The 17,111-nt window shown below is 58.3% G+C and carries 25 protein-coding genes; 16 read left to right on the top strand and 9 right to left on the bottom strand.

What is annotated here, in order from left to right; all coding sequences use genetic code 11:
* The first annotated feature begins 205 nt into the window (after positions 1-205).
* Positions 206-559, top strand: coding sequence for a hypothetical protein (locus D9K61_RS17370; protein ID WP_120634438.1), 354 nt, complete (start codon positions 206-208; stop codon positions 557-559).
* On the opposite strand, the gene D9K61_RS17365 is transcribed toward D9K61_RS17370, so the two are convergent.
* Both D9K61_RS17365 and D9K61_RS17360 read right to left on the bottom strand, forming a co-directional pair.
* On the bottom strand, positions 556-1,083 hold the full coding sequence (locus tag D9K61_RS17365) for a murein L,D-transpeptidase family protein (protein ID WP_120634437.1): 528 nt from the start codon (positions 1,081-1,083) through the stop codon (positions 556-558). The genes D9K61_RS17370 and D9K61_RS17365 overlap by 4 nt on opposite strands.
* 3 nt (positions 1,084-1,086) lie before the next feature.
* On the bottom strand, positions 1,087-2,259 hold the full coding sequence (locus D9K61_RS17360) for a MalY/PatB family protein (protein WP_120634529.1): 1,173 nt from the start codon (positions 2,257-2,259) through the stop codon (positions 1,087-1,089).
* 94 nt (positions 2,260-2,353) lie between these two features.
* Here D9K61_RS17360 and def (D9K61_RS17355) point away from each other — a divergent pair, with 94 nt between their 5' ends.
* Genes def (D9K61_RS17355) through D9K61_RS17335 form a run of 5 tightly spaced genes read left to right on the top strand, consistent with a single transcriptional unit; the run spans position 2,354 to position 4,783 of the window.
* On the top strand, positions 2,354-2,872 hold the full coding sequence (gene def / locus D9K61_RS17355) for a peptide deformylase (RefSeq protein WP_120634436.1): 519 nt from the start codon (positions 2,354-2,356) through the stop codon (positions 2,870-2,872).
* The gene (gene def, locus D9K61_RS17350; protein WP_120634435.1) at positions 2,869-3,363 is read left to right on the top strand and encodes a peptide deformylase; all 495 of its coding nucleotides are present in this window, start codon (positions 2,869-2,871) and stop codon (positions 3,361-3,363) included. Before def (D9K61_RS17355) ends, def (D9K61_RS17350) begins: the two co-directional genes overlap by 4 nt.
* Positions 3,364-3,386: 23 nt before the next feature.
* The gene (gene fmt, locus D9K61_RS17345; protein ID WP_120634434.1) at positions 3,387-4,301 is read left to right on the top strand and encodes a methionyl-tRNA formyltransferase; all 915 of its coding nucleotides are present in this window, start codon (positions 3,387-3,389) and stop codon (positions 4,299-4,301) included.
* Positions 4,302-4,308: 7 nt separating this feature from the next.
* A complete protein-coding gene (locus tag D9K61_RS17340) occupies positions 4,309-4,545 on the top strand; it encodes a hypothetical protein (RefSeq protein WP_120634433.1) in 237 nt (78 codons plus the stop codon).
* Between the two features lies 1 nt (position 4,546).
* Positions 4,547-4,783, top strand: a complete 237-nt coding sequence (locus tag D9K61_RS17335; protein WP_120634432.1) for a GlsB/YeaQ/YmgE family stress response membrane protein — start codon at positions 4,547-4,549, stop codon at positions 4,781-4,783.
* Between the two features lie 10 nt (positions 4,784-4,793).
* Here D9K61_RS17335 and D9K61_RS17330 read toward each other — a convergent pair whose 3' ends face one another.
* The 7 genes from D9K61_RS17330 to D9K61_RS17300 all read right to left on the bottom strand — a co-directional run bounded on the left by D9K61_RS17330 (position 4,794) and on the right by D9K61_RS17300 (position 9,257).
* On the bottom strand, positions 4,794-5,330 hold the full coding sequence (locus tag D9K61_RS17330) for an alpha/beta hydrolase (protein ID WP_254055810.1): 537 nt from the start codon (positions 5,328-5,330) through the stop codon (positions 4,794-4,796).
* A 91-nt stretch (positions 5,331-5,421) separates the two neighbouring features.
* Complete coding sequence (locus tag D9K61_RS17325; RefSeq protein WP_120634430.1) at positions 5,422-6,045, bottom strand: trimeric intracellular cation channel family protein; 624 nt, start codon at positions 6,043-6,045, stop codon at positions 5,422-5,424.
* Positions 6,042-6,509: a ribonuclease HI gene (gene rnhA, locus D9K61_RS17320; protein ID WP_120634429.1), complete on the bottom strand. Its 468-nt coding sequence runs from the start codon at positions 6,507-6,509 to the stop codon at positions 6,042-6,044. The genes D9K61_RS17325 and rnhA overlap by 4 nt, the downstream gene beginning before the upstream one ends.
* Positions 6,502-7,095, bottom strand: a complete 594-nt coding sequence (locus D9K61_RS17315; protein WP_120634428.1) for a bifunctional 2-polyprenyl-6-hydroxyphenol methylase/3-demethylubiquinol 3-O-methyltransferase UbiG — start codon at positions 7,093-7,095, stop codon at positions 6,502-6,504. The genes rnhA and D9K61_RS17315 overlap by 8 nt, the downstream gene beginning before the upstream one ends.
* Positions 7,092-7,544 (bottom strand): DUF3429 domain-containing protein, encoded by a 453-nt coding sequence (locus D9K61_RS17310; protein WP_120634427.1) that lies wholly within the window; start codon positions 7,542-7,544, stop codon positions 7,092-7,094. Before D9K61_RS17310 ends, D9K61_RS17315 begins: the two co-directional genes overlap by 4 nt.
* Positions 7,541-8,491, bottom strand: coding sequence for a 4-hydroxy-3-methylbut-2-enyl diphosphate reductase (ispH, locus tag D9K61_RS17305; protein WP_120634426.1), 951 nt, complete (start codon positions 8,489-8,491; stop codon positions 7,541-7,543). Before ispH ends, D9K61_RS17310 begins: the two co-directional genes overlap by 4 nt.
* 190 nt (positions 8,492-8,681) lie before the next feature.
* On the bottom strand, positions 8,682-9,257 hold the full coding sequence (locus D9K61_RS17300) for an NYN domain-containing protein (RefSeq protein WP_120634425.1): 576 nt from the start codon (positions 9,255-9,257) through the stop codon (positions 8,682-8,684).
* 136 nt (positions 9,258-9,393) lie between these two features.
* Here D9K61_RS17300 and folK point away from each other — a divergent pair, with 136 nt between their 5' ends.
* The 10 genes from folK to rnc all read left to right on the top strand — a co-directional run bounded on the left by folK (position 9,394) and on the right by rnc (position 17,106).
* Positions 9,394-9,963 (top strand): 2-amino-4-hydroxy-6-hydroxymethyldihydropteridine diphosphokinase, encoded by a 570-nt coding sequence (folK, locus tag D9K61_RS17295; RefSeq protein WP_120634424.1) that lies wholly within the window; start codon positions 9,394-9,396, stop codon positions 9,961-9,963.
* A 94-nt stretch (positions 9,964-10,057) separates the two neighbouring features.
* Positions 10,058-10,411: a DNA-directed RNA polymerase subunit omega gene (gene rpoZ, locus D9K61_RS17290; RefSeq protein ID WP_085824454.1), complete on the top strand. Its 354-nt coding sequence runs from the start codon at positions 10,058-10,060 to the stop codon at positions 10,409-10,411.
* A 25-nt stretch (positions 10,412-10,436) separates the two neighbouring features.
* Positions 10,437-12,569: a bifunctional (p)ppGpp synthetase/guanosine-3',5'-bis(diphosphate) 3'-pyrophosphohydrolase gene (locus D9K61_RS17285; protein ID WP_120634423.1), complete on the top strand. Its 2,133-nt coding sequence runs from the start codon at positions 10,437-10,439 to the stop codon at positions 12,567-12,569.
* 16 nt (positions 12,570-12,585) lie between these two features.
* Entirely contained in the window at positions 12,586-13,284 is a 699-nt protein-coding gene (locus D9K61_RS17280; RefSeq protein ID WP_120634422.1) for a DUF2062 domain-containing protein, read from the top strand.
* Entirely contained in the window at positions 13,277-14,023 is a 747-nt protein-coding gene (locus D9K61_RS17275) for a pyridoxine 5'-phosphate synthase (protein ID WP_120634421.1), read from the top strand. The genes D9K61_RS17280 and D9K61_RS17275 overlap by 8 nt, the downstream gene beginning before the upstream one ends.
* Positions 14,020-14,643 carry a LysE family translocator gene (locus tag D9K61_RS17270; RefSeq protein ID WP_120634420.1) on the top strand — a complete coding sequence of 208 codons (624 nt, stop codon included), beginning with the start codon at positions 14,020-14,022 and terminating at the stop codon, positions 14,641-14,643. Before D9K61_RS17275 ends, D9K61_RS17270 begins: the two co-directional genes overlap by 4 nt.
* Positions 14,643-15,101, top strand: a complete 459-nt coding sequence (locus tag D9K61_RS17265; protein WP_120634419.1) for a hypothetical protein — start codon at positions 14,643-14,645, stop codon at positions 15,099-15,101. The genes D9K61_RS17270 and D9K61_RS17265 overlap by 1 nt, the downstream gene beginning before the upstream one ends.
* Before the next feature lie 12 nt (positions 15,102-15,113).
* Entirely contained in the window at positions 15,114-15,533 is a 420-nt protein-coding gene (gene acpS, locus D9K61_RS17260) for a holo-ACP synthase (protein ID WP_120634418.1), read from the top strand.
* A gap of 59 nt (positions 15,534-15,592) precedes the next feature.
* Positions 15,593-16,432, top strand: coding sequence for a signal peptidase I (lepB, locus tag D9K61_RS17255; RefSeq protein WP_120634417.1), 840 nt, complete (start codon positions 15,593-15,595; stop codon positions 16,430-16,432).
* Entirely contained in the window at positions 16,429-17,106 is a 678-nt protein-coding gene (gene rnc, locus D9K61_RS17250) for a ribonuclease III (RefSeq protein WP_120634416.1), read from the top strand. Before lepB ends, rnc begins: the two co-directional genes overlap by 4 nt.
* Positions 17,107-17,111: the final 5 nt, after the last annotated feature.

Raw genomic sequence — 17,111 nt, 5'->3', positions numbered from 1 at the left:
TCCTCCGCTCAGCGATTTTAGCCAAGATAGGCGTTTGCGCGTAGGCTTCCTATGCCAGCGCCCGCGCATCATGCCTGCGTCGGCGCACATTCATCTTTGGGATGTCTGCGCAACAAACCGCCAGCATCGCGAAAGGGTGTGAAACAGTTCATTGGATTTTTACATCTTAACCCCCGCAATAGAGAGCATTAGGGGGAATTGTTTTATGAGTACTTATGTTTCCAAGGAAATACGCGCGGAATTGGATGCTGCGCGAATCGCCACACTGAAGAAGTCCAGCCGTTTACGGGTGGAGATGGGCGACAATACTTTCAAGATCCTGAAATTGTGGAAAGACGGATTCACTGTCGAGTCTGAGACCACGCCGCGCCTGCGCGGGCTGGTCGATGTCTATGACGGGGCAAACCATCTGTATCAGTGTTTGATCATCGCGGATCAGGAAGAGGGTGGCGAAATGCGCTATGAGTTCAAGCGCAGTACGGCCGCCCACGACAAGGCGCCGCTGGATTTTTACCGCGCACCCGACGCGCCAATCGCTTTGCTGGGCCACGAGGACTAAGGGCGAATTTCAACCGTCGTACCGGTGGCCGTGAGGCTCCAGAGCTGCGCTATCTCGGTATTCGAAATGGCGATGCAGCCTGCTGTCCAATCTCCTGGCAGGCTCAGGCCGACGACACCGTTGGGCTGGCCATGGATGAAGATGTCACCGCCAGGGTCAATCCCTTGCTGCTGCGCACGTGTCACATCATCTGGCTGAGGGTAATCGAGCCCCAGTGACAGGTGATAGGCGCTTTGGGGATTGCGACGGTCCACCTTGAACACTCCCACCGGCGTTTTACCATCGCCTTCTATCTGCTTGTCGCCTTCGGGTGCAAAACCCAACGCGATATCGACCCGCATTACGACCGCCCCGTCCAGCGAAGCGGTCAAGCGTCGCGCGGACTTTTCGATCAGTATGTGATCAACGCGCGCTGCCTCCGGGGCCATCACAGGCGCCGAAGGGCGCGGACCATAGCGCTGCCAACCGAACCACCCGGCACTGGCCGCCAGCATAAGTAATGCTATCAGACCAAGCCGGCGCATACCCTACTGAAGGTCAGCAAACGCGCTTTTGAGACGGGCGCAGGCTTCTTCGACCCGTGCACGTTGCGTGGCCAAGTTGAAGCGTTCGAAGGTCTCGCCACCAGCGCCAAAGCCGGGTCCGGGTGAGGTTGCAATCCGGGCGTCTTCGCGCAGGCGGCGCGTGAACTCGGTATGATCCATGCCGGTGCCCGAGAAATCGACCCAAGCCAGATAAGTCGCCTGCAGCGGCATCGACCACAGGCCGGGAATTTCGGCGATAGTGGCGTCAAAGAGTTTCCTGTTGGCGTCCAGATGTACGATCTGCGCGTCGACCCATTCGGCACCTTCGGGCGAATAAGCTGCAGTGATCATTGCCACACCCAATGCGCTGGGATCATAGTCCAGTGTTTGTATGCGATGCCGCATTTTGGCACGTAGTTTGGCGTCCGGTATGATCATGTTCCCGGTGCGTTGACCGGCAATGTTAAATGTCTTCGACGCCGCCGTCAGCGTCACAGTCCATGGGCGCGCGTCTGGTGCGGCGACATCCATCGGCATGAATGTGGAGCCTGGGTAAACCAGATCATGGTGAATCTCATCCGAGACAAGGATCAACCCGTTGCGTTCGGCAAACGCTGCCACCGCGCGCAACTCCTCTGGCGTCCAGATCCGACCTGACGGGTTTTGCGGAGAACACCACAGCAACAGCTTCTCGGACCCGTCCAGATGGGACTGTGCATCGTCCAGATCAAGGCCATAGCTGTCGCCATCGCGCACCAATGGGCATTCCACCACGCGGCGGCCCGTCTTGTTCACCTTGTGGGCAAACTCGTGGTAAACTGGCGTGAAGATGACCACGCCGTCACCGGGCTCACTCCAGACATCCAGACAGAGAGCAATCGCGTTGCCCAATCCTTGCGATGTCAGGACCCAATCCGTATCAATCTTCCAACTGTGACGGTTACCCATCCACCATTGAACTGATGCCAGATAGTCAGAGTGCATCCACGAATACCCGAAAACGCCGTGTTCGGCCGCTTTGCGGACCACGTCGATTACACAAGGCGCTGTTTGATAGTCGGAATCTGCTGTCCACATCGCCAGCCCGTCTTTGGGTGATACCCCATAGAGGCTTTCCATCTTATCCCATTTGGAACTGTTGGTTCCCCGGCGATCAATCAGGTCGTTGAAAGTCATGTCTGCTCCATTTTCCTCGACGAAAGCTAACGGCAAATCGGTCAGGTGCAAGGGGGGCGTTGCGGCTTGGCTCATGTTGTCCTAAATCAGCCTCATGAAACGCAATATCCTGATCCATCCCGATCCCCGCCTGAAAAAGGTCTGCGCGCCCGTGGCTGACCTGTCGGACGAGCTGCGCACGCTGGCCGACGATATGCTGGAGACGATGTATGACGCGCCGGGCATCGGGCTGGCCGCGCCGCAGATCGGCATATTAGAGCGGCTGATCGTTCTGGACTGCATCAAGGAAGAGGGTGAAACGCCCCGACCGCTGGTTATGTTCAACCCCGAAGTCATCGCCTCCTCGGACGAAACCAATGTCTACGAGGAAGGCTGCCTGTCTATCCCGGATCAATATGCCGAGGTGACCCGCCCCAAGGTTGTTGATGTGTCTTGGATTGACCGTGACGGAAAGCTGCAGCAGGAGACCTTCGATGGCCTTTGGTCCACCTGTGTGCAGCACGAGATTGACCACCTGGATGGCAAATTATTCATCGATTATCTCAAGCCGCTGAAACGCCAGATGATCACGCGCAAGATGCAAAAGCTCAAACGCGAACAGGCCCGTTCATGACTGTCAGAACCTGCCTGCCCTGGCCAGATAAGCGCCTGCGCAGCAAGGCCGAGGATGTGGTTGAAATCACCGATGCTATCCGTGCCATCTGGAACGACATGATCGACACGATGGAGGCGATGCCAGGCGTCGGTCTCGCAGCGCCTCAGATTGGGGTGATGCTGCGTCTCGCGGTTGTCGATGGCTCGACCGAGCGAGGTCGGGCCGTGCGTCTGGCGAACCCTGAAATCCTGCACAGCTCGATCGAACTGCGCGAACATGACGAGGCCAGCCCCAACTTGCCCGGTGTTTCGGCCAAGGTGAAACGGCCCCGCGCGGTGACGGTGAAGTTCCTCAATGAACAGGGCGTGGTGGACCGCCGGGATTTTGTCGGTATCGAGGCCACAAGTGTGCAGCACCAGATTGATCACCTGAACGGTCAGATGTATTTCGACCGGCTCAGCAAAGTGAAACGCGACATGCTGCTGCGCAAAGCCAAAAAGATGGGATAAACCCCCATCCTACGGAGAGTTGGATGCGAATAGTTTTCATGGGAACGCCGGATTTCTCGGTGCCGGTGCTGGATGCGCTGATTGAGGCCGGGCACGAAATCGCGGCCGTCTATTGCCAGCCACCACGCCCCGCTGGGCGCGGAAAAAAAGACCGCCCGACCCCAGCCCACGCGCGGGCCGAGGCGCTGGGCTTGACTGTCCGCCATCCCATCTCTCTCAAAACTGCCGAAGAACAGGCAAACTTTGCGGATCTCAACGCGGATGTGGCCGTTGTGGTTGCCTATGGTTTGATCCTGCCGCAAGCCATACTCGACGCGCCCGCGCAGGGATGTCTGAACATCCATGCCAGCCTGTTGCCGCGCTGGCGCGGGGCTGCGCCGATCCATCGGGCGATCATGTCGGGGGATGCCGAAACCGGGATCTGCATCATGCAGATGGAGGCCGGGTTGGACACCGGTCCGGTGCTGTTGCACAAATCCACCAGCGTCAGGCCCGAAGAAACCACCGCCGAACTGCATGACCGCCTGTCTGTTATCGGCGCTGATTTGATCATCGAGGCGCTGACCCACCTGCCAGATTTGAAGCCGCAGCAGCAGCCCAAAGATGGCGTGACCTATGCCGCCAAAATCGACAAAGCCGAAGCGCGGATCGATTGGACAAAGCCAGCTGTCCTGATCGACAGGCAAATCCGCGGCCTCTCACCATTCCCCGGCGCATGGACCGAGGTTGAAAGCGAGAGGATCAAACTGCTGGCATCGCGCCTCGCTGAAGGGCAGGGGGCACCGGGTGAAGTTCTGGATGACCAGCTTCGCGTTGCCTGCGGGTCTGGTGCTTTGGACCTGCTGCGCTTGCAAAGGGCGGGCAAAGGCGCGCAGGATAAGGAAACCTTCCTGCGGGGCTGGCCGATACCGGCAGGCACCCACCTGCCTTCGGAGTGAAAGCTGCATGTTCATGATCCTGATGGGCACCGTCGTGATTGCTGGGATTGTCGGATACCTGTCCGAGAAGTCGGGCTTTACCCACAATGGCTACCTTCAATCCATCATCATCTGTGTTGGTGGTGCCTTTCTGTTTTATTTCGTGCGGATCATGTTTGGCATCAGCTTTGGCCCGCCTGGCCTGGATGCAGTGCTGTCATCCATCGGTGCGCTGATCATCGTGCCGACCCATTGGAGGAAGTAAGATGCCCGTTGTTGCCCTGATCATCATCGGCGCTGCCGCCGGATTTCTGGCCACTCGCCTGATGCGGATCGAAGCGGACATTCCAACCACCATGTTGATCGGTATCGTGGGTGCCTTGGTCGGTGGCTTCTTGTTGCGCACGCTGTTGGCGGTTATGGGTTGGCTGTCGGGATTTGTAGGCGCCATTTTGGGTGCGTTGCTGGTGATCTGGATCTGGCAGACCTACATCAAACGCTGATGACCGGTCCCTAGCGTGTGTCGCAGTCCGTCGCGGCCCCCAGCCGAGGCGATCCTTTGGTGGTCATGCCAAATCGGTTCGCTTCCGACGCAGTCATCCAATGAATTCTATCTGCGGGCGCGGCGTCCAACGTGAACCAGTAGAAATCGTCGTCAAAGCCGATATCCTCGAAATAGCTGATGTATCGGTCATGTTCTGGATCATCCAACGGAAGCTCGGTCGCTACAATCCCTGATCCGGCCCAACTGTGGACGCCGACACATGCGCCGGGCCGCAAAGTGCGCCGGTTCCCGGCCAGAAACAGATCCGTCCCACCCGAGGCAATCAACCCGTCAGACGGCACAACGGTGTCAAACCCCGCATTGTGTACCACGCGGCTGAAGACAACATTGGCGTCATCGTCCAATGACCCCTCAATATACTGCAGTACCAGTGTTCGTATCTTTGGATTGTCCGATGTCACGTCCTGAAATGCGGCCAACGTGGTATCGTCGATTGTCCCTGTTGCAATGATCTCATCGCCCTGTGCGACGAAGCTGACAGGCACATACTGTTCTGCGCAAGACGCTAGCACTGACAGACAGACCGCAATCTTTAAAAACCTGGACTTCATCAGTGACCTCGCAATGCCCATCGGCCTATTGCCGGGGAGGGCGGCTTTTATAGACTGGCAATTGCCATCCAAACAGCAGCGATCCCGCCCTAAGGGCCCAGCATATCAACGCACAAACGCCAAGTGCGGGCAACGTTTCCAAACCCACCTGTGTTGCAATGACCGCCGCCAAAGCCCCTGCCAACGCGCACGAGACATAAAGCTGGCCTTGTTTCAAAACCAAAGGCACCTCGTTGCAGACCACATCCCGCATCAACCCGCCGAGGCATCCGGTGGTGATCCCCATCAATACCACGATGATGCCGGGCTGACCCAGTGACATTGCCGCCCCGGTGCCAGCAGCGACCGCTATCGACAGGGCAAAACTGTCCAACCAGACCAGCCAGTTATACCGGCTTTCCATCAGATGCGCGGTAAAGAACACCAGAACAGCAGCACCTGCGGCAATCAGGATATAGTCGGGTTGGCCGACCCAGAACACCGGGTGCCGATCCAACAGAACATCGCGAACCGTGCCACCACCAACGGCCGTCAGGCAGGCGACAAAGGCGAATCCAACCAAATCCAGTTGTGCACGGCTGGCCACCAACGCACCGGTCAGGGCAAACACCAGAACCGAGGCATAGTCCAGCAGCGCAAGACCGTTCACGCCTGCGCCTTTTTCGGCTTGAAGGGCGCCATGCCTGCACGGGCTAACTCGTCGGCCTTTTCGTTCTCGGGGTGCCCCGCGTGGCCTTTGACCCATTCCCAGATGACGTCATGGCGCGATTGCGCCTCGTCCAGCCGTTGCCACAGATCAACATTCTTGACGGGCTTTTTGTTCGAGGTTTTCCAGCCGTTCCGCTTCCATCCGAAAATCCAGCCGGTGACGCCGTTTTTGACATAGGCGCTGTCCGTGACAATGGTGATCTTCGAGGCGCGTTCCAGTGCCTCCAACGCGCTGATTGCGGCCAATAATTCCATCCGGTTGTTGGTGGTCTCGGCTTCGCCGCCGTTCAGTTCACGCTCTTTCAGGACGGTCTCACCGTCCTTTGCCTGCAGCAACACACCCCAGCCCCCCGGCCCGGGATTGCCGGAACAGGCCCCATCCGTATAGGCAAAAAGCTCAGGCATGGGCCGCCAGTCTGATCCATTCCGACTCTGATCCGTCCAACCCTGTTCCGCTGCCATGCCATTGGTTGGTTACCGTGAAACCGGCGTCTTGCAGATATGTCTTCAATGCGTCCTCGCTGTAGTAGCTATAGTACCGACCCAGCCGGTCGGGGCCTTCGCCTTCACCCAGTTTCAAGGCGATGAAGAACACGCCACCTGGTTTGAGCGACGTGTGAATGGCGGCCAGATGGTTCGGGAATTCACTGCGTGGCGCGTGCAACAGGCTAAAATTTGCCCACACGCCATCATAGGCGTTTTCTGCATCCAGATCCGTAAACGTAGCCTGACGGGCCGAAACACCCGCATGAGCCGAGGCCAGTTTGATCATTTCTGCCGAGGCATCCGTCGCGTCGACCTGAAGCCCCGCTTCAGCCATGACCAAGGCCGATGCCCCGGGGCCGCAGCCAAGGTCCAATACTGTTCCCCCATTCGGCACAGCGGCGATGAAGTCATCCATGCCCCGGTCAGATTTGTTCGAGTCATCTGTCAGTTCTGCATACCGCGCGGCTTGCGCGTTATAGACGGAAATCGTGTCACGATCGCTCATAGATATACTCCTACAGCAAGGCAAAAAACGACCACGGCGGTCAGCAGGATGCGCAGTTTCATCCACCAGCGCGGCGCCAGCCCCCAATACCAGAACATCACATCCAGCAGTAGCAGTCCCGCAAACCCGACAATAAGGTTGAAGCCTGCGGTGACCGGTCCGCCACCGGTCATGAAAAAGGCCCACGACGCCGGCAGAACCGACAGCGCATAACAGGTCGCTGCCTTGCTGCCGGATGTTTTGGTCGCAAAGCCCCACAGCACGCCGGACATAAAGCTGAGGATCACAGAGCCATAGAAAAGTTGGATGTAGGGCCCGACAAACCGGGATCCGAATGTGCCTGAGCCCCAGGATTGCAAATCCCCGTTCCAATAGGTCAGCGCACCCCAGACAAACGGGATCAGACCCGCCAGCCCCAGATACAGTGGCGCCTTTGGAACTCCGTTCACGCGGGTTGCCTCAAAACGCGGGGGACTTTGAACTCGACATTTTCAACTGCGGTTTCGACCAGCTCTACCGTGACGTCGTAATGATCGCTGAAAGCCTCGATGACTTCATCGACCAGAACTTCGGGGGCGGATGCGCCAGCTGTGATCGCAATGCTCGAAATCCCTTCCAACGCGCGCCAGTCAATCTCTGTCGCACGTTGAACCAGTTGTGCATAATTGCACCCGGCGCGGGAGGCGACCTCGACCAGTCGGCGCGAGTTGGATGAATTCGGGGCCCCGACCACGAGCAAAGCGTCAGAATTCGGAGCGACCTCTTTTACGGCCTCTTGCCGGTTGGTCGTGGCATAACAGATATCTTCTTTGTGCGGCCCGACAATGGCCGGGAACCGCGCCTCTAACGCGGCGATGATGTCCTTGGTGTCATCGACCGATAGCGTTGTCTGTGTGACAAAGGCCAGCTTCTCGGAGTTTCGCACCCGAACATGGGCCACGTCGTCCACGGTCTCGACCAGCAGTACCTCGCCATCTGGCAACTGACCCATCGTGCCAACCGTTTCCGGGTGACCCTTGTGACCGATCATGATCATCTGCAATCCGGCATCGGCGTGACGCTGTGCCTCGACATGGACTTTCGAGACTAAAGGGCAGGTCGCATCCACGTAGATCATCTCACGCTGTGCGGCAGTTGCGGGAACCGATTTGGGTACCCCGTGGGCGGAAAAGATCACTGGCCGGTCGTTCGGGCAGTCGTCCAGCTCCTCGACAAAGACGGCGCCTTTGGCACGCAACCCGTCGACGACGAACTTGTTGTGCACGATCTCATGGCGCACATAGACCGGCGCGCCCCATTTTTGCAGGGCCATCTCGACGATTTTGATGGCACGGTCCACGCCTGCGCAGAACCCGCGCGGTGCGGCCAGATAAAGTGTCAGTGGCGGCTTGCTCATGTCGCTGTCTCCTTAAGGCACAGGTAAGTCTTTTCCCCGCCTTGGTCCAGACAGGACCGCGTCATTGATCTGACATGAATCGTTGATAGCCCGACAGTGTTTGAGCACCTGTTTATAGTTAAAGAAGCGCGGTCAGGATGACATGTCCTGACCGCGCGAATTTTGTCCCCATCACGTGTCGATCGTCAGATCAACTGCCGCTGGCCACTGCAACGCTGCGCGGCTCGGCGGGCATCTCGCGCGGTGGGCGGCCCACAACGTCGCGCAGGTCTTCCAGCTCGATGAAGTTGTCGGCCTGGCGGCGCAACTCGTCCGAGATCATCGGCGGTTGACTGCGGATGGTTGAAACCACCGATACACGCACGCCCTGACGCTGCAGGCTTGCAATCAACGGGCGGAAATCTCCATCCCCCGAAAACAGCACGATATGATCAACGCGCGGTGCCAGTTCCATGGCATCGACGGTAAGCTCGATATCCATGTTCCCTTTGACTTTCCGACGCCCCATGCTGTCGGTGTATTCCTTGGCCGGTTTTGTCACCATGGTGAAGCCGTTGTAATGCAGCCAGTCAACCAGGGGGCGGATCGGAGAATACTCGTCATTTTCTAGTAGCGCAGTATAGTAGAAGGCCCTCAACAACTTGCCGCGGCGCATGAATTCCTGCCGCAGAAGTTTGTAGTCTATATCAAAACCGAGTGCTTTTGCCGCAGCGTAAAGATTCGAGCCATCAATGAACAGCGCTAGCCGTTCGTCCTTATAAAACATAAATAGTCCCTTCCGGTATAATCCACCGCGCCGCGACTTTGGTGAGTGAGTGAAATTCCGGGCGCACTGGTAAGCCTATAATTAGGGCATTTGTTGTGTATCGCAAGTGTCCAATTCGGTTAACAAAGGAGGTTTAATGAGCGATTCGTTGCCCAACGCCGTGCTCGCTCTGGGAGCAAATCTCAATCTGAGTGGAAACGGGCCCAAAGTGACACTTCAGAAGGCTCTGGACGCGTTGCACACCAAAGGTGTGCTGATTCGAGCAATCAGCCGGTTTTATGCGACCCCATGCTTTCCGGCCGGTGCCGGGCCGGACTATGTCAATGCAGCGGCTCTGATCGCCTCGGACAAGACGCCTGTGGACCTGCTGCAGGTATTACATGAGATCGAACACCAATTCGGGCGCGAGCGGGTACAGCGATGGGGCATGCGCACGCTTGATCTGGACCTGGTCGCTTGGGGCGACACGGTGTTGCCCGATCATGCCGGATTTGATCGATGGTTGACCCTTTCACCGCAGGATCAGCGACAACAAGCGCCTGATCAGTTGGTCCTGCCGCATCCGCGCCTGCAGGATCGGGCTTTCGTTCTGGTTCCGATGGCTGACGTCGCGCCCGATTGGCACCATCCGGTGCTGGGTCGCACGGTGACCGAGATGATCGCTAAGCTGCCTGCCGAAGATGTTGCTGCAGTCACGCCTTTGTGATCCGCGCATTTGCAGCATTTCTTGCTTGTCAAGGCGCGCAATCGGCCTTAGATAAACCTCTTCCTGACATGGATTCAGTAACGGAGAGCGCCCGATGGCCCGCGTAACGGTTGAAGATTGCGTAGACAAGGTTCCAAACCGGTTCGAACTGGTGATGCTTGCCGCCCATCGCGCGCGCGAGATTTCGGCCGGTGGCCCGATCACCGTGGACCGTGACAACGACAAGAACCCCGTCGTGTCGCTGCGTGAAATCGCCGATGAGACCCAAAGCGCGGATGATCTGCGCGAACGCCTGATCGAGGCCAACCAGACTCAGATCGAGGTTGATGAGCCTGAAGAAGATCAGATGGCGCTGCTGATGGGTGCGGAATCGGACAAGCCTGCCGATGACGACATGTCCGAAGAAAAGCTCCTGCGCGCATTGATGGAGGCCCAGGGCCAGGGGTAAGCCCCAAGACGAAGGTGCGGACCGGATGATTTCTGCTGAAGACCTGATTGCGCTGGTCCGCAACTACAACCCCAAGACCAATGCTGATCGCATCGCCAAGGCCTATGAGTTTGGCCAGCAGATGCATGACGGGCAGTTCCGCCATTCAGGCGAGCCCTATTTTACCCATCCCGTTGCCGTTGCCGCAATCCTGACCGAACAGCGTCTGGATGATGCGACAATTATCACAGCGCTGCTGCACGACACGATCGAAGACACCAAGGCCAACTATGGCAAAGTGTCAGAACTGTTCGGCGAAGAGGTCGCCAAACTGGTCGATGGCGTTACCAAGTTGACCAACCTGCAACTTTCCAGCCGCGAAACCAAGCAAGCCGAAAACTTTCGCAAATTGTTCATGGCCATGTCCAAGGATTTGCGGGTCATTCTGGTCAAGCTGGCCGACCGTTTGCACAACATGCGAACGATCAAGGCGATGCGGCCGGAAAAGCAGGTAATCAAGGCGCGTGAAACCATGGATATCTATGCACCTCTTGCGGGTCGTATGGGTATGCAATGGATGCGGGAAGAGCTTGAGGATCTCGCTTTCCGCGTTCTTAACCCGGAAGGTCGGCAGTCGATCATCCGCCGTTTTATCACGCTGCAACGGGAAACCGGCGATGTGATCCATCGCATCACCGGCGACATGCGACATGAACTTGAAAAGGTCGGGATCGAAGCCGAGGTGTTCGGGCGTGCCAAAAAGCCCTATTCGATCTGGCGCAAGATGCAGGAAAAAGATCAGGGCTTCTCGCGCCTGTCCGACATCTACGGGTTCCGCATCATCACCCAGACTGAGGAAGACTGCTATCGTACTCTTGGCGCAATCCACCAACGCTGGCGCGCGGTACCGGGGCGGTTCAAGGATTACATCAGCCAACCGAAATCGAACGGATACCGCTCGATCCACACAACGGTCTCGGGGCGTGACGGTAAACGGGTCGAGGTTCAGATCCGCACTCGTCAGATGCATGACGTGGCCGAAACCGGGGTCGCGGCGCATTGGTCGTACCGCGACGGTGTGCGCTCGGAAAACCCGTTTGCCGTGGATCCGGCCAAGTGGATTTCCAACCTGACCGAGCAGTTTGACAACGAAGAAGATCACGAAGATTTCCTCGAGGCCGTCAAGCTTGAGATGTATTCGGATCAGGTGTTCTGCTTCACGCCCAAAGGGGACGTGGTCAAGCAGCCGCGTGGCGCTACACCCATTGACTTTGCCTATGCCATTCACACGCGCATCGGCCATGCCTGTGTCGGCGCCAAAGTCGACGGCATCCGCGTGCCCCTGTGGACCCGGCTCAAGAATGGTCAATCGGTTGATATCATTACCGCAGACGGGCAAACGCCGCAGGTCAGTTGGCTTGAGATTGCCGTGACCGGCAAGGCACGCACCGCTATCCGGCGCGCTCTGCGCGAAGTTGATCGCGAACGCTTTATCAAACTGGGTAAGGAACTGGCCCGCGCCGGGTTCGAAAACGTCGGACGCAAGGCAACCGACAAGGCGCTGGATACTGCCGCAAAACACCTGCGCCTTACGGATCGTCAGGAATTGCTGGCCCGGCTGGGCAGTGCCGAACTGACCGCCCATGAGGTGGTCGAGGCGGTGTATCCAGAGCTTGCCAAAGATGAAGGCGATGCCATACCGTTGCGCCGCGCCGTGATTGGTCTGGAGCCGGGGCAAAGCTTTGATCGCGCGCCCTGTTGTCAACCGGTGCCGGGCGAACGCATTGTAGGGATTACCTACCGTGGCAAAGGCGTGGTGGTGCACGCCATCGACTGCGACCGCCTGTCGGAATTCGAAAACGAACCTGAACGCTGGGTCGACCTGCACTGGCACTCAGGAACGCACCCAGCGGTCTACGGTGCCACGCTGGACCTGACCATTGGCAACGATGCCGGTGTATTGGGGCGAATTTGCACATTGATCGGCGAGAAAAAGGCCAATATCTCAAACCTCGAATTCGTGGACCGGAAACCGGATTTTTACCGACTGATGATCAACGTCGAACTGCGCGATCTGGAACAGCTGCATTCACTGATGCTGATGCTCGAGGCCGAAAGCGACGTTGCCGCGGTCGAACGGTATCGGGACCGCGCAAAAACCGCAGTTGCGGCTGGCTGAGAAGGGGTGATCAGGAGTGGTTTTCAAGCGCCGAGATCGACGCTCACCCGTCCAGGTCGCATCAGAATTTGTCTATCCGCGCGGTGGTTGGACCCGCGCCTTTCACTATGTCAAACACCGCGTTCGCCGATTGCCGGATTCACCTGACCGTATCGCACGTGGAATCGGGGCAGGGGTCTTTGCTGCGTTTACCCCGTTTTACGGGATTCATTTTGTGGTCGCCGTCGTGCTGGCGCGCCTGCTGAACGGCAATATTCTGGCGGCGCTCAGCGGTACGTTCTTCGGCAATCCGCTGACCTATGTCCCCATCGGCGTCGTCAGCCTGCAGACCGGGCATTTCCTTCTGGGCACCCGGTTTCGCAAGGGCGACACGCATGGGCTGATGGGAAAATTTGCCGATGCGATGGGCGATCTCAAAGACAATTGCATCGCCATGTTCACTGGACGCGAAGCGGATTGGCATGGACTCAGCCGGTTTTATGACGATGTATTTTTTCCCTATTTGGTGGGCGGCGTCATCCCGGGGATCATAGTGGGTTTAATCTGCGGCTACCTCAGCCTGCCGTTGATCCGCACGTATCAGAAACGCCGCCGCGCAAAGATCAAGGCAAAGTTCGAACAAATCAAACGCTTGGCCGAAGCTAAGACTGCCGTTCCCGACACAAACGCTCTAGGTTCGGGACAGAACCGGAAAAAGGAATCGCGTGATGTCTGACACTCAACTGCGTCTGGGCGTGAACATCGATCACGTGGCAACGGTGCGCAATGCGCGCGGTGGGGCTTACCCCGATCCGTTACGCGCGGCAAAACTGGCCGAAGAAGCAGGGGCAGACGGCATCACCGCCCATCTGCGCGAAGACCGCCGCCATATCTCGGACGCCGATATCGACGGGCTGATGGAGGTTTTGTCGGTGCCCCTGAACTTTGAAATGGCTGCAACGGACGAGATGCAGAAGATCGCCCTGCGCCACAAACCGCACGCCGTCTGTATCGTTCCCGAAAAGCGCGAGGAACGCACAACCGAGGGCGGGCTGGAGGTCGCGCGCGAGGAAAATAAGCTGGCGCATTTCATCGCCCCTCTGCGCGAGGTCGGTTGCCGCGTCTCGATCTTCATTGCCGCCGACAAGCGTCAAATCGAAGCCGCCCATCGCATTGGGGCAGAGGTGATCGAGCTGCACACCGGCGCCTATTGCGACGCTCATGCCGAGGGCCGCATGGAAGATGCCGCGCGCGAGCTCGAGTCGCTGCGCGAAATGTCGACATTTGGTCACGCGCTGGGGCTGGAGGTGCACGCAGGCCATGGCCTGACCTATGACACAGTCAAGCCCGTGGCGGCCTTTCCCGAAGTGCGAGAGTTGAATATCGGCCACTTCCTGATTGGCGAGGCGATCTTTCTGGGCCTCACCCCGGCCATGGCCGAAATGCGCCGCCTGATGGATGAGGCGCGGGCATGATCACCTCTGGGTTTGTCGCGATCTGGATCGCTTGGCTTTTGGCAGGCGGCTCCCCAGGTCCTGCAACCATGGGTATCGCCGGAACAGCCATGAACGAAGGCCGTACTGCTGGTTTGGCCTTTGCTCTGGGCATCTGTGCCGGGTCCGCCGCGTGGGGCATCGCCGCAGCTTTGGGCCTGTCGGCGATCATGTTGGCCAATGTCTGGGTGTTCGAAGTGATCCGTTACGTCGGCGTCGCCTATCTGGGCTGGCTGGCCCTCAAGGCGCTGCGCCGCGCTCTGACCTCGGATGAGGTGGCGCTGGGCAACCCTGTCACCGGGTCGCTGCCAACCATCTTTGCCAAAGGGGCGGCCATCCACCTGACCAACCCCAAGGCGATCCTCAGCTGGGGCTCGATCTACGCCATCGTTGCCCCGAACGACGCCAGCCTTGCGATGTTGCTGGGCTATTTTGGCCTACTCTACGCAGGATCGTTGCTGATCTTCATCGGCTACGCCTTCCTGTTCTCGTCCGCGCGTATGGTCCAAACCTACCGCCGCACCCGCCGCTGGTTCGATTTCGCTTTTGCCGGGTTCTTTGGGGTCGCGAGCTACAAGATCCTGACGGTGCGGTTGTCGTGATGGACATGCCTAAGAAAGACGAGCGGGTTTTGTTGTTCAATCGATTCCGTTTTTTGGCTTTCTTCGTGTTGTTCCAGTTTGTTTGGGCTTCCAACGAAAGCACAACGATTTTTGGTCTCGATACTGCCTTCTTGTTTCCGGTGAAGTTCTTTGTCCTACCGATTGTTTTGGCGACCGTTCTTGAAACCTCCCGGGTCTTGAAGCGATACCCCGAACGCGTATCTGGTTCTACGCTATGGTACAACGCTGCGTACATGGTGTGCTTAGCGGTTGTTTTTTGGTGGTGTATTCAGGCTTTAGTTCTAATCTACGGAATGATCCACTGGGGTCGGCTAGATGTCTCAGAAGTTTTGAAGAAGAACGGATTCCTCCTCATTTGGGCAATGATCTCCATTGGCGTCTGCCGCTATTTGCTGTGGCTGGGAACAACGCTTTTTCGGGCGCGAAATGCGCAATAGAGAACAAATGCAATGATCCTCGGCATCGGCACGGACCTCGCAAATATCGACCGCATTCAGGGCACGCTCGATCGCTTCGGCGACCGGTTTCGCAACCGTGTCTTCACCGATACCGAACAGAGCAAGGCCGAACGTCGTGCCGACACGGCTGGCACCTACGCCAAGCGCTGGGCCGCGAAAGAAGCGTGCTCCAAGGCGCTGGGCACGGGCCTTGCCATGGGCATTGCCTGGAAGGACATGTCGGTCACCAACCTGCGCACCGGCCAGCCCATCATGCATGTGACTGGCTGGGCAGCCGAGCGCTTGAAGGAAATGACCCCGGACGGGTATGAGGCGATCATACACGTCACTCTGACCGATGATCACCCCTGGGCGCAGGCCTTTGTCGTGATCGAGGCGCGGCCACTGCAAGATGGGGTCGCGCGGCCTTGACTTGCCCCCACCCGACCCGCATGTAGCACCCCAACCAAGCAAAGACTGGAGAGAGCAGTATGGCCGAGGAAGCCAAATCCGGAAATGCCGTCTGGGAGACGATCAAAACCATCGTCTACGCCCTGCTGATCGCGGGTGTTTTCCGCACTCTGTTCTTCCAGCCATTCTGGATTCCCTCCGGGTCGATGAAGCAAACTCTGTTGATCGGGGATTTCCTGTTTGTGAACAAAATGGCTTATGGCTATTCCTATGCATCCTGCCCCAGCCTGGTCATGCCCAGCATCGGCCTCAACATTGATGCCGAGGGTATCTGCGGCTGGCTGCCTGGCGAGGACAACACCCGCATATGGGCTGGCGATCCCGAACGCGGCGATGTGATCGTGTTCCGTCACCCGGTCACCGGGCGGGACTATATCAAACGGCTGATCGGCCTGCCGGGGGATCGCATTCAGGTGCGCGAGGGGCAGATCATTCTGAATGGAACACCGGTTCCACAGCAACCCGACGGCGTCTTTACCGAGGTTGCCGCTCCGCAGGGACCCCAAGGTCTACGGCCACGATGCGAAAACGGCCCGGTGGGGAATGGGGGAGTCTGTGAAAAATCCCGCATGATCGAAACACTGCCCAATGGCGTTTCCTACGATGTTCTCAACATCCACAATCAGGGGTCGGATAATACCGGCATCTACACTGTGCCTGAAGGCAACTACTTTTTCATGGGCGACAACCGCGACAACTCTGCCGACAGCCGCCTGCCGCAATCCGCCGGAGGGGTTGGCTACGTCCCATACGAAAACCTGATCGGTCGCGCCGACCGGATCATGTTCTCATCCGCCGGCCGCTCGATGCTGTTCTTCTGGACCTGGCGCTCAGATCGGTTCTTCAAGGCGGTCAATTGAAGTTATCGGCAGAGATAAAAGCGTTTCAGCAGCGGCTCGGGTATGAGTTTTCCAACCCCGAGCTGCTTTTGCGTGCATTGACCCACGGCTCTGTCTCCTCGTCCACCCGGCCCGACAATCAGCGGTTGGAGTTTCTGGGCGACCGGGTGCTTGGCCTTGTGATGGCGACCGCCTTGCTTGAGGCGGACAGACAGGCGTCCGAAGGCCAATTGGCCCCGCGCTTCAATGCGTTGGTCCGCAAGGAAGCCTGTGCTGATGTGGCTCTGCAGATCGATCTGGGTGCGGTGCTGAAACTGGGCCGGTCCGAGATGCTGTCGGGTGGGCGCCGCAAACAGGCCCTGTTGGGCGATGCGATGGAGGCGGTGATCGCCGCCATCTACCGAGACGCAGATTTCGAGGCCGCCCGCGACGTGATCCTCGCGCTTTGGGGCGACCGGGTGCACACAGTGGAATCCGACGCCCGTGACGCCAAAACCTCGTTGCAGGAATGGGCGCAGGCCCGGGGCCAGAAGCCCCCCAACTATGTTGAAGTCAAGCGCAGCGGCCCCGACCACGCCCCGGTGTTCACCATCGCGGCCCGCCTGCAGGACGGCACCGAGGCGCAGGCCACAGCTGGTTCCAAACGACAGGCGGAACAGGCGGCGGCCAAGGCCTTGTTGGAACGTTTGGGCTGACACCG

Source organism: Ruegeria sp. EL01, from assembly GCF_900313035.1.
Lineage (GTDB): Bacteria > Pseudomonadota > Alphaproteobacteria > Rhodobacterales > Rhodobacteraceae > Ruegeria.
This window is presented reverse-complemented; position numbering and strand designations above follow the sequence as displayed.

Coding starts and splice junctions, on each gene's coding strand:
- D9K61_RS17370 (WP_120634438.1), top strand. CDS start 206: ATGAGTACTTATGTTTCCAAGGAAATACGCGCGGAATTGGATGCTGCG.
- D9K61_RS17365 (WP_120634437.1), bottom strand. CDS start 1,083: ATGCGCCGGCTTGGTCTGATAGCATTACTTATGCTGGCGGCCAGTGCC.
- D9K61_RS17360 (WP_120634529.1), bottom strand. CDS start 2,259: ATGACTTTCAACGACCTGATTGATCGCCGGGGAACCAACAGTTCCAAA.
- def (WP_120634436.1), top strand. CDS start 2,354: ATGAAACGCAATATCCTGATCCATCCCGATCCCCGCCTGAAAAAGGTC.
- def (WP_120634435.1), top strand. CDS start 2,869: ATGACTGTCAGAACCTGCCTGCCCTGGCCAGATAAGCGCCTGCGCAGC.
- fmt (WP_120634434.1), top strand. CDS start 3,387: ATGCGAATAGTTTTCATGGGAACGCCGGATTTCTCGGTGCCGGTGCTG.
- D9K61_RS17340 (WP_120634433.1), top strand. CDS start 4,309: ATGTTCATGATCCTGATGGGCACCGTCGTGATTGCTGGGATTGTCGGA.
- D9K61_RS17335 (WP_120634432.1), top strand. CDS start 4,547: ATGCCCGTTGTTGCCCTGATCATCATCGGCGCTGCCGCCGGATTTCTG.
- rnhA (WP_120634429.1), bottom strand. CDS start 6,509: ATGCCTGAGCTTTTTGCCTATACGGATGGGGCCTGTTCCGGCAATCCC.
- D9K61_RS17315 (WP_120634428.1), bottom strand. CDS start 7,095: ATGAGCGATCGTGACACGATTTCCGTCTATAACGCGCAAGCCGCGCGG.
- ispH (WP_120634426.1), bottom strand. CDS start 8,491: ATGAGCAAGCCGCCACTGACACTTTATCTGGCCGCACCGCGCGGGTTC.
- D9K61_RS17300 (WP_120634425.1), bottom strand. CDS start 9,257: ATGTTTTATAAGGACGAACGGCTAGCGCTGTTCATTGATGGCTCGAAT.
- folK (WP_120634424.1), top strand. CDS start 9,394: ATGAGCGATTCGTTGCCCAACGCCGTGCTCGCTCTGGGAGCAAATCTC.
- rpoZ (WP_085824454.1), top strand. CDS start 10,058: ATGGCCCGCGTAACGGTTGAAGATTGCGTAGACAAGGTTCCAAACCGG.
- D9K61_RS17285 (WP_120634423.1), top strand. CDS start 10,437: ATGATTTCTGCTGAAGACCTGATTGCGCTGGTCCGCAACTACAACCCC.
- D9K61_RS17275 (WP_120634421.1), top strand. CDS start 13,277: ATGTCTGACACTCAACTGCGTCTGGGCGTGAACATCGATCACGTGGCA.
- D9K61_RS17270 (WP_120634420.1), top strand. CDS start 14,020: ATGATCACCTCTGGGTTTGTCGCGATCTGGATCGCTTGGCTTTTGGCA.
- D9K61_RS17265 (WP_120634419.1), top strand. CDS start 14,643: ATGGACATGCCTAAGAAAGACGAGCGGGTTTTGTTGTTCAATCGATTC.
- acpS (WP_120634418.1), top strand. CDS start 15,114: ATGATCCTCGGCATCGGCACGGACCTCGCAAATATCGACCGCATTCAG.
- lepB (WP_120634417.1), top strand. CDS start 15,593: ATGGCCGAGGAAGCCAAATCCGGAAATGCCGTCTGGGAGACGATCAAA.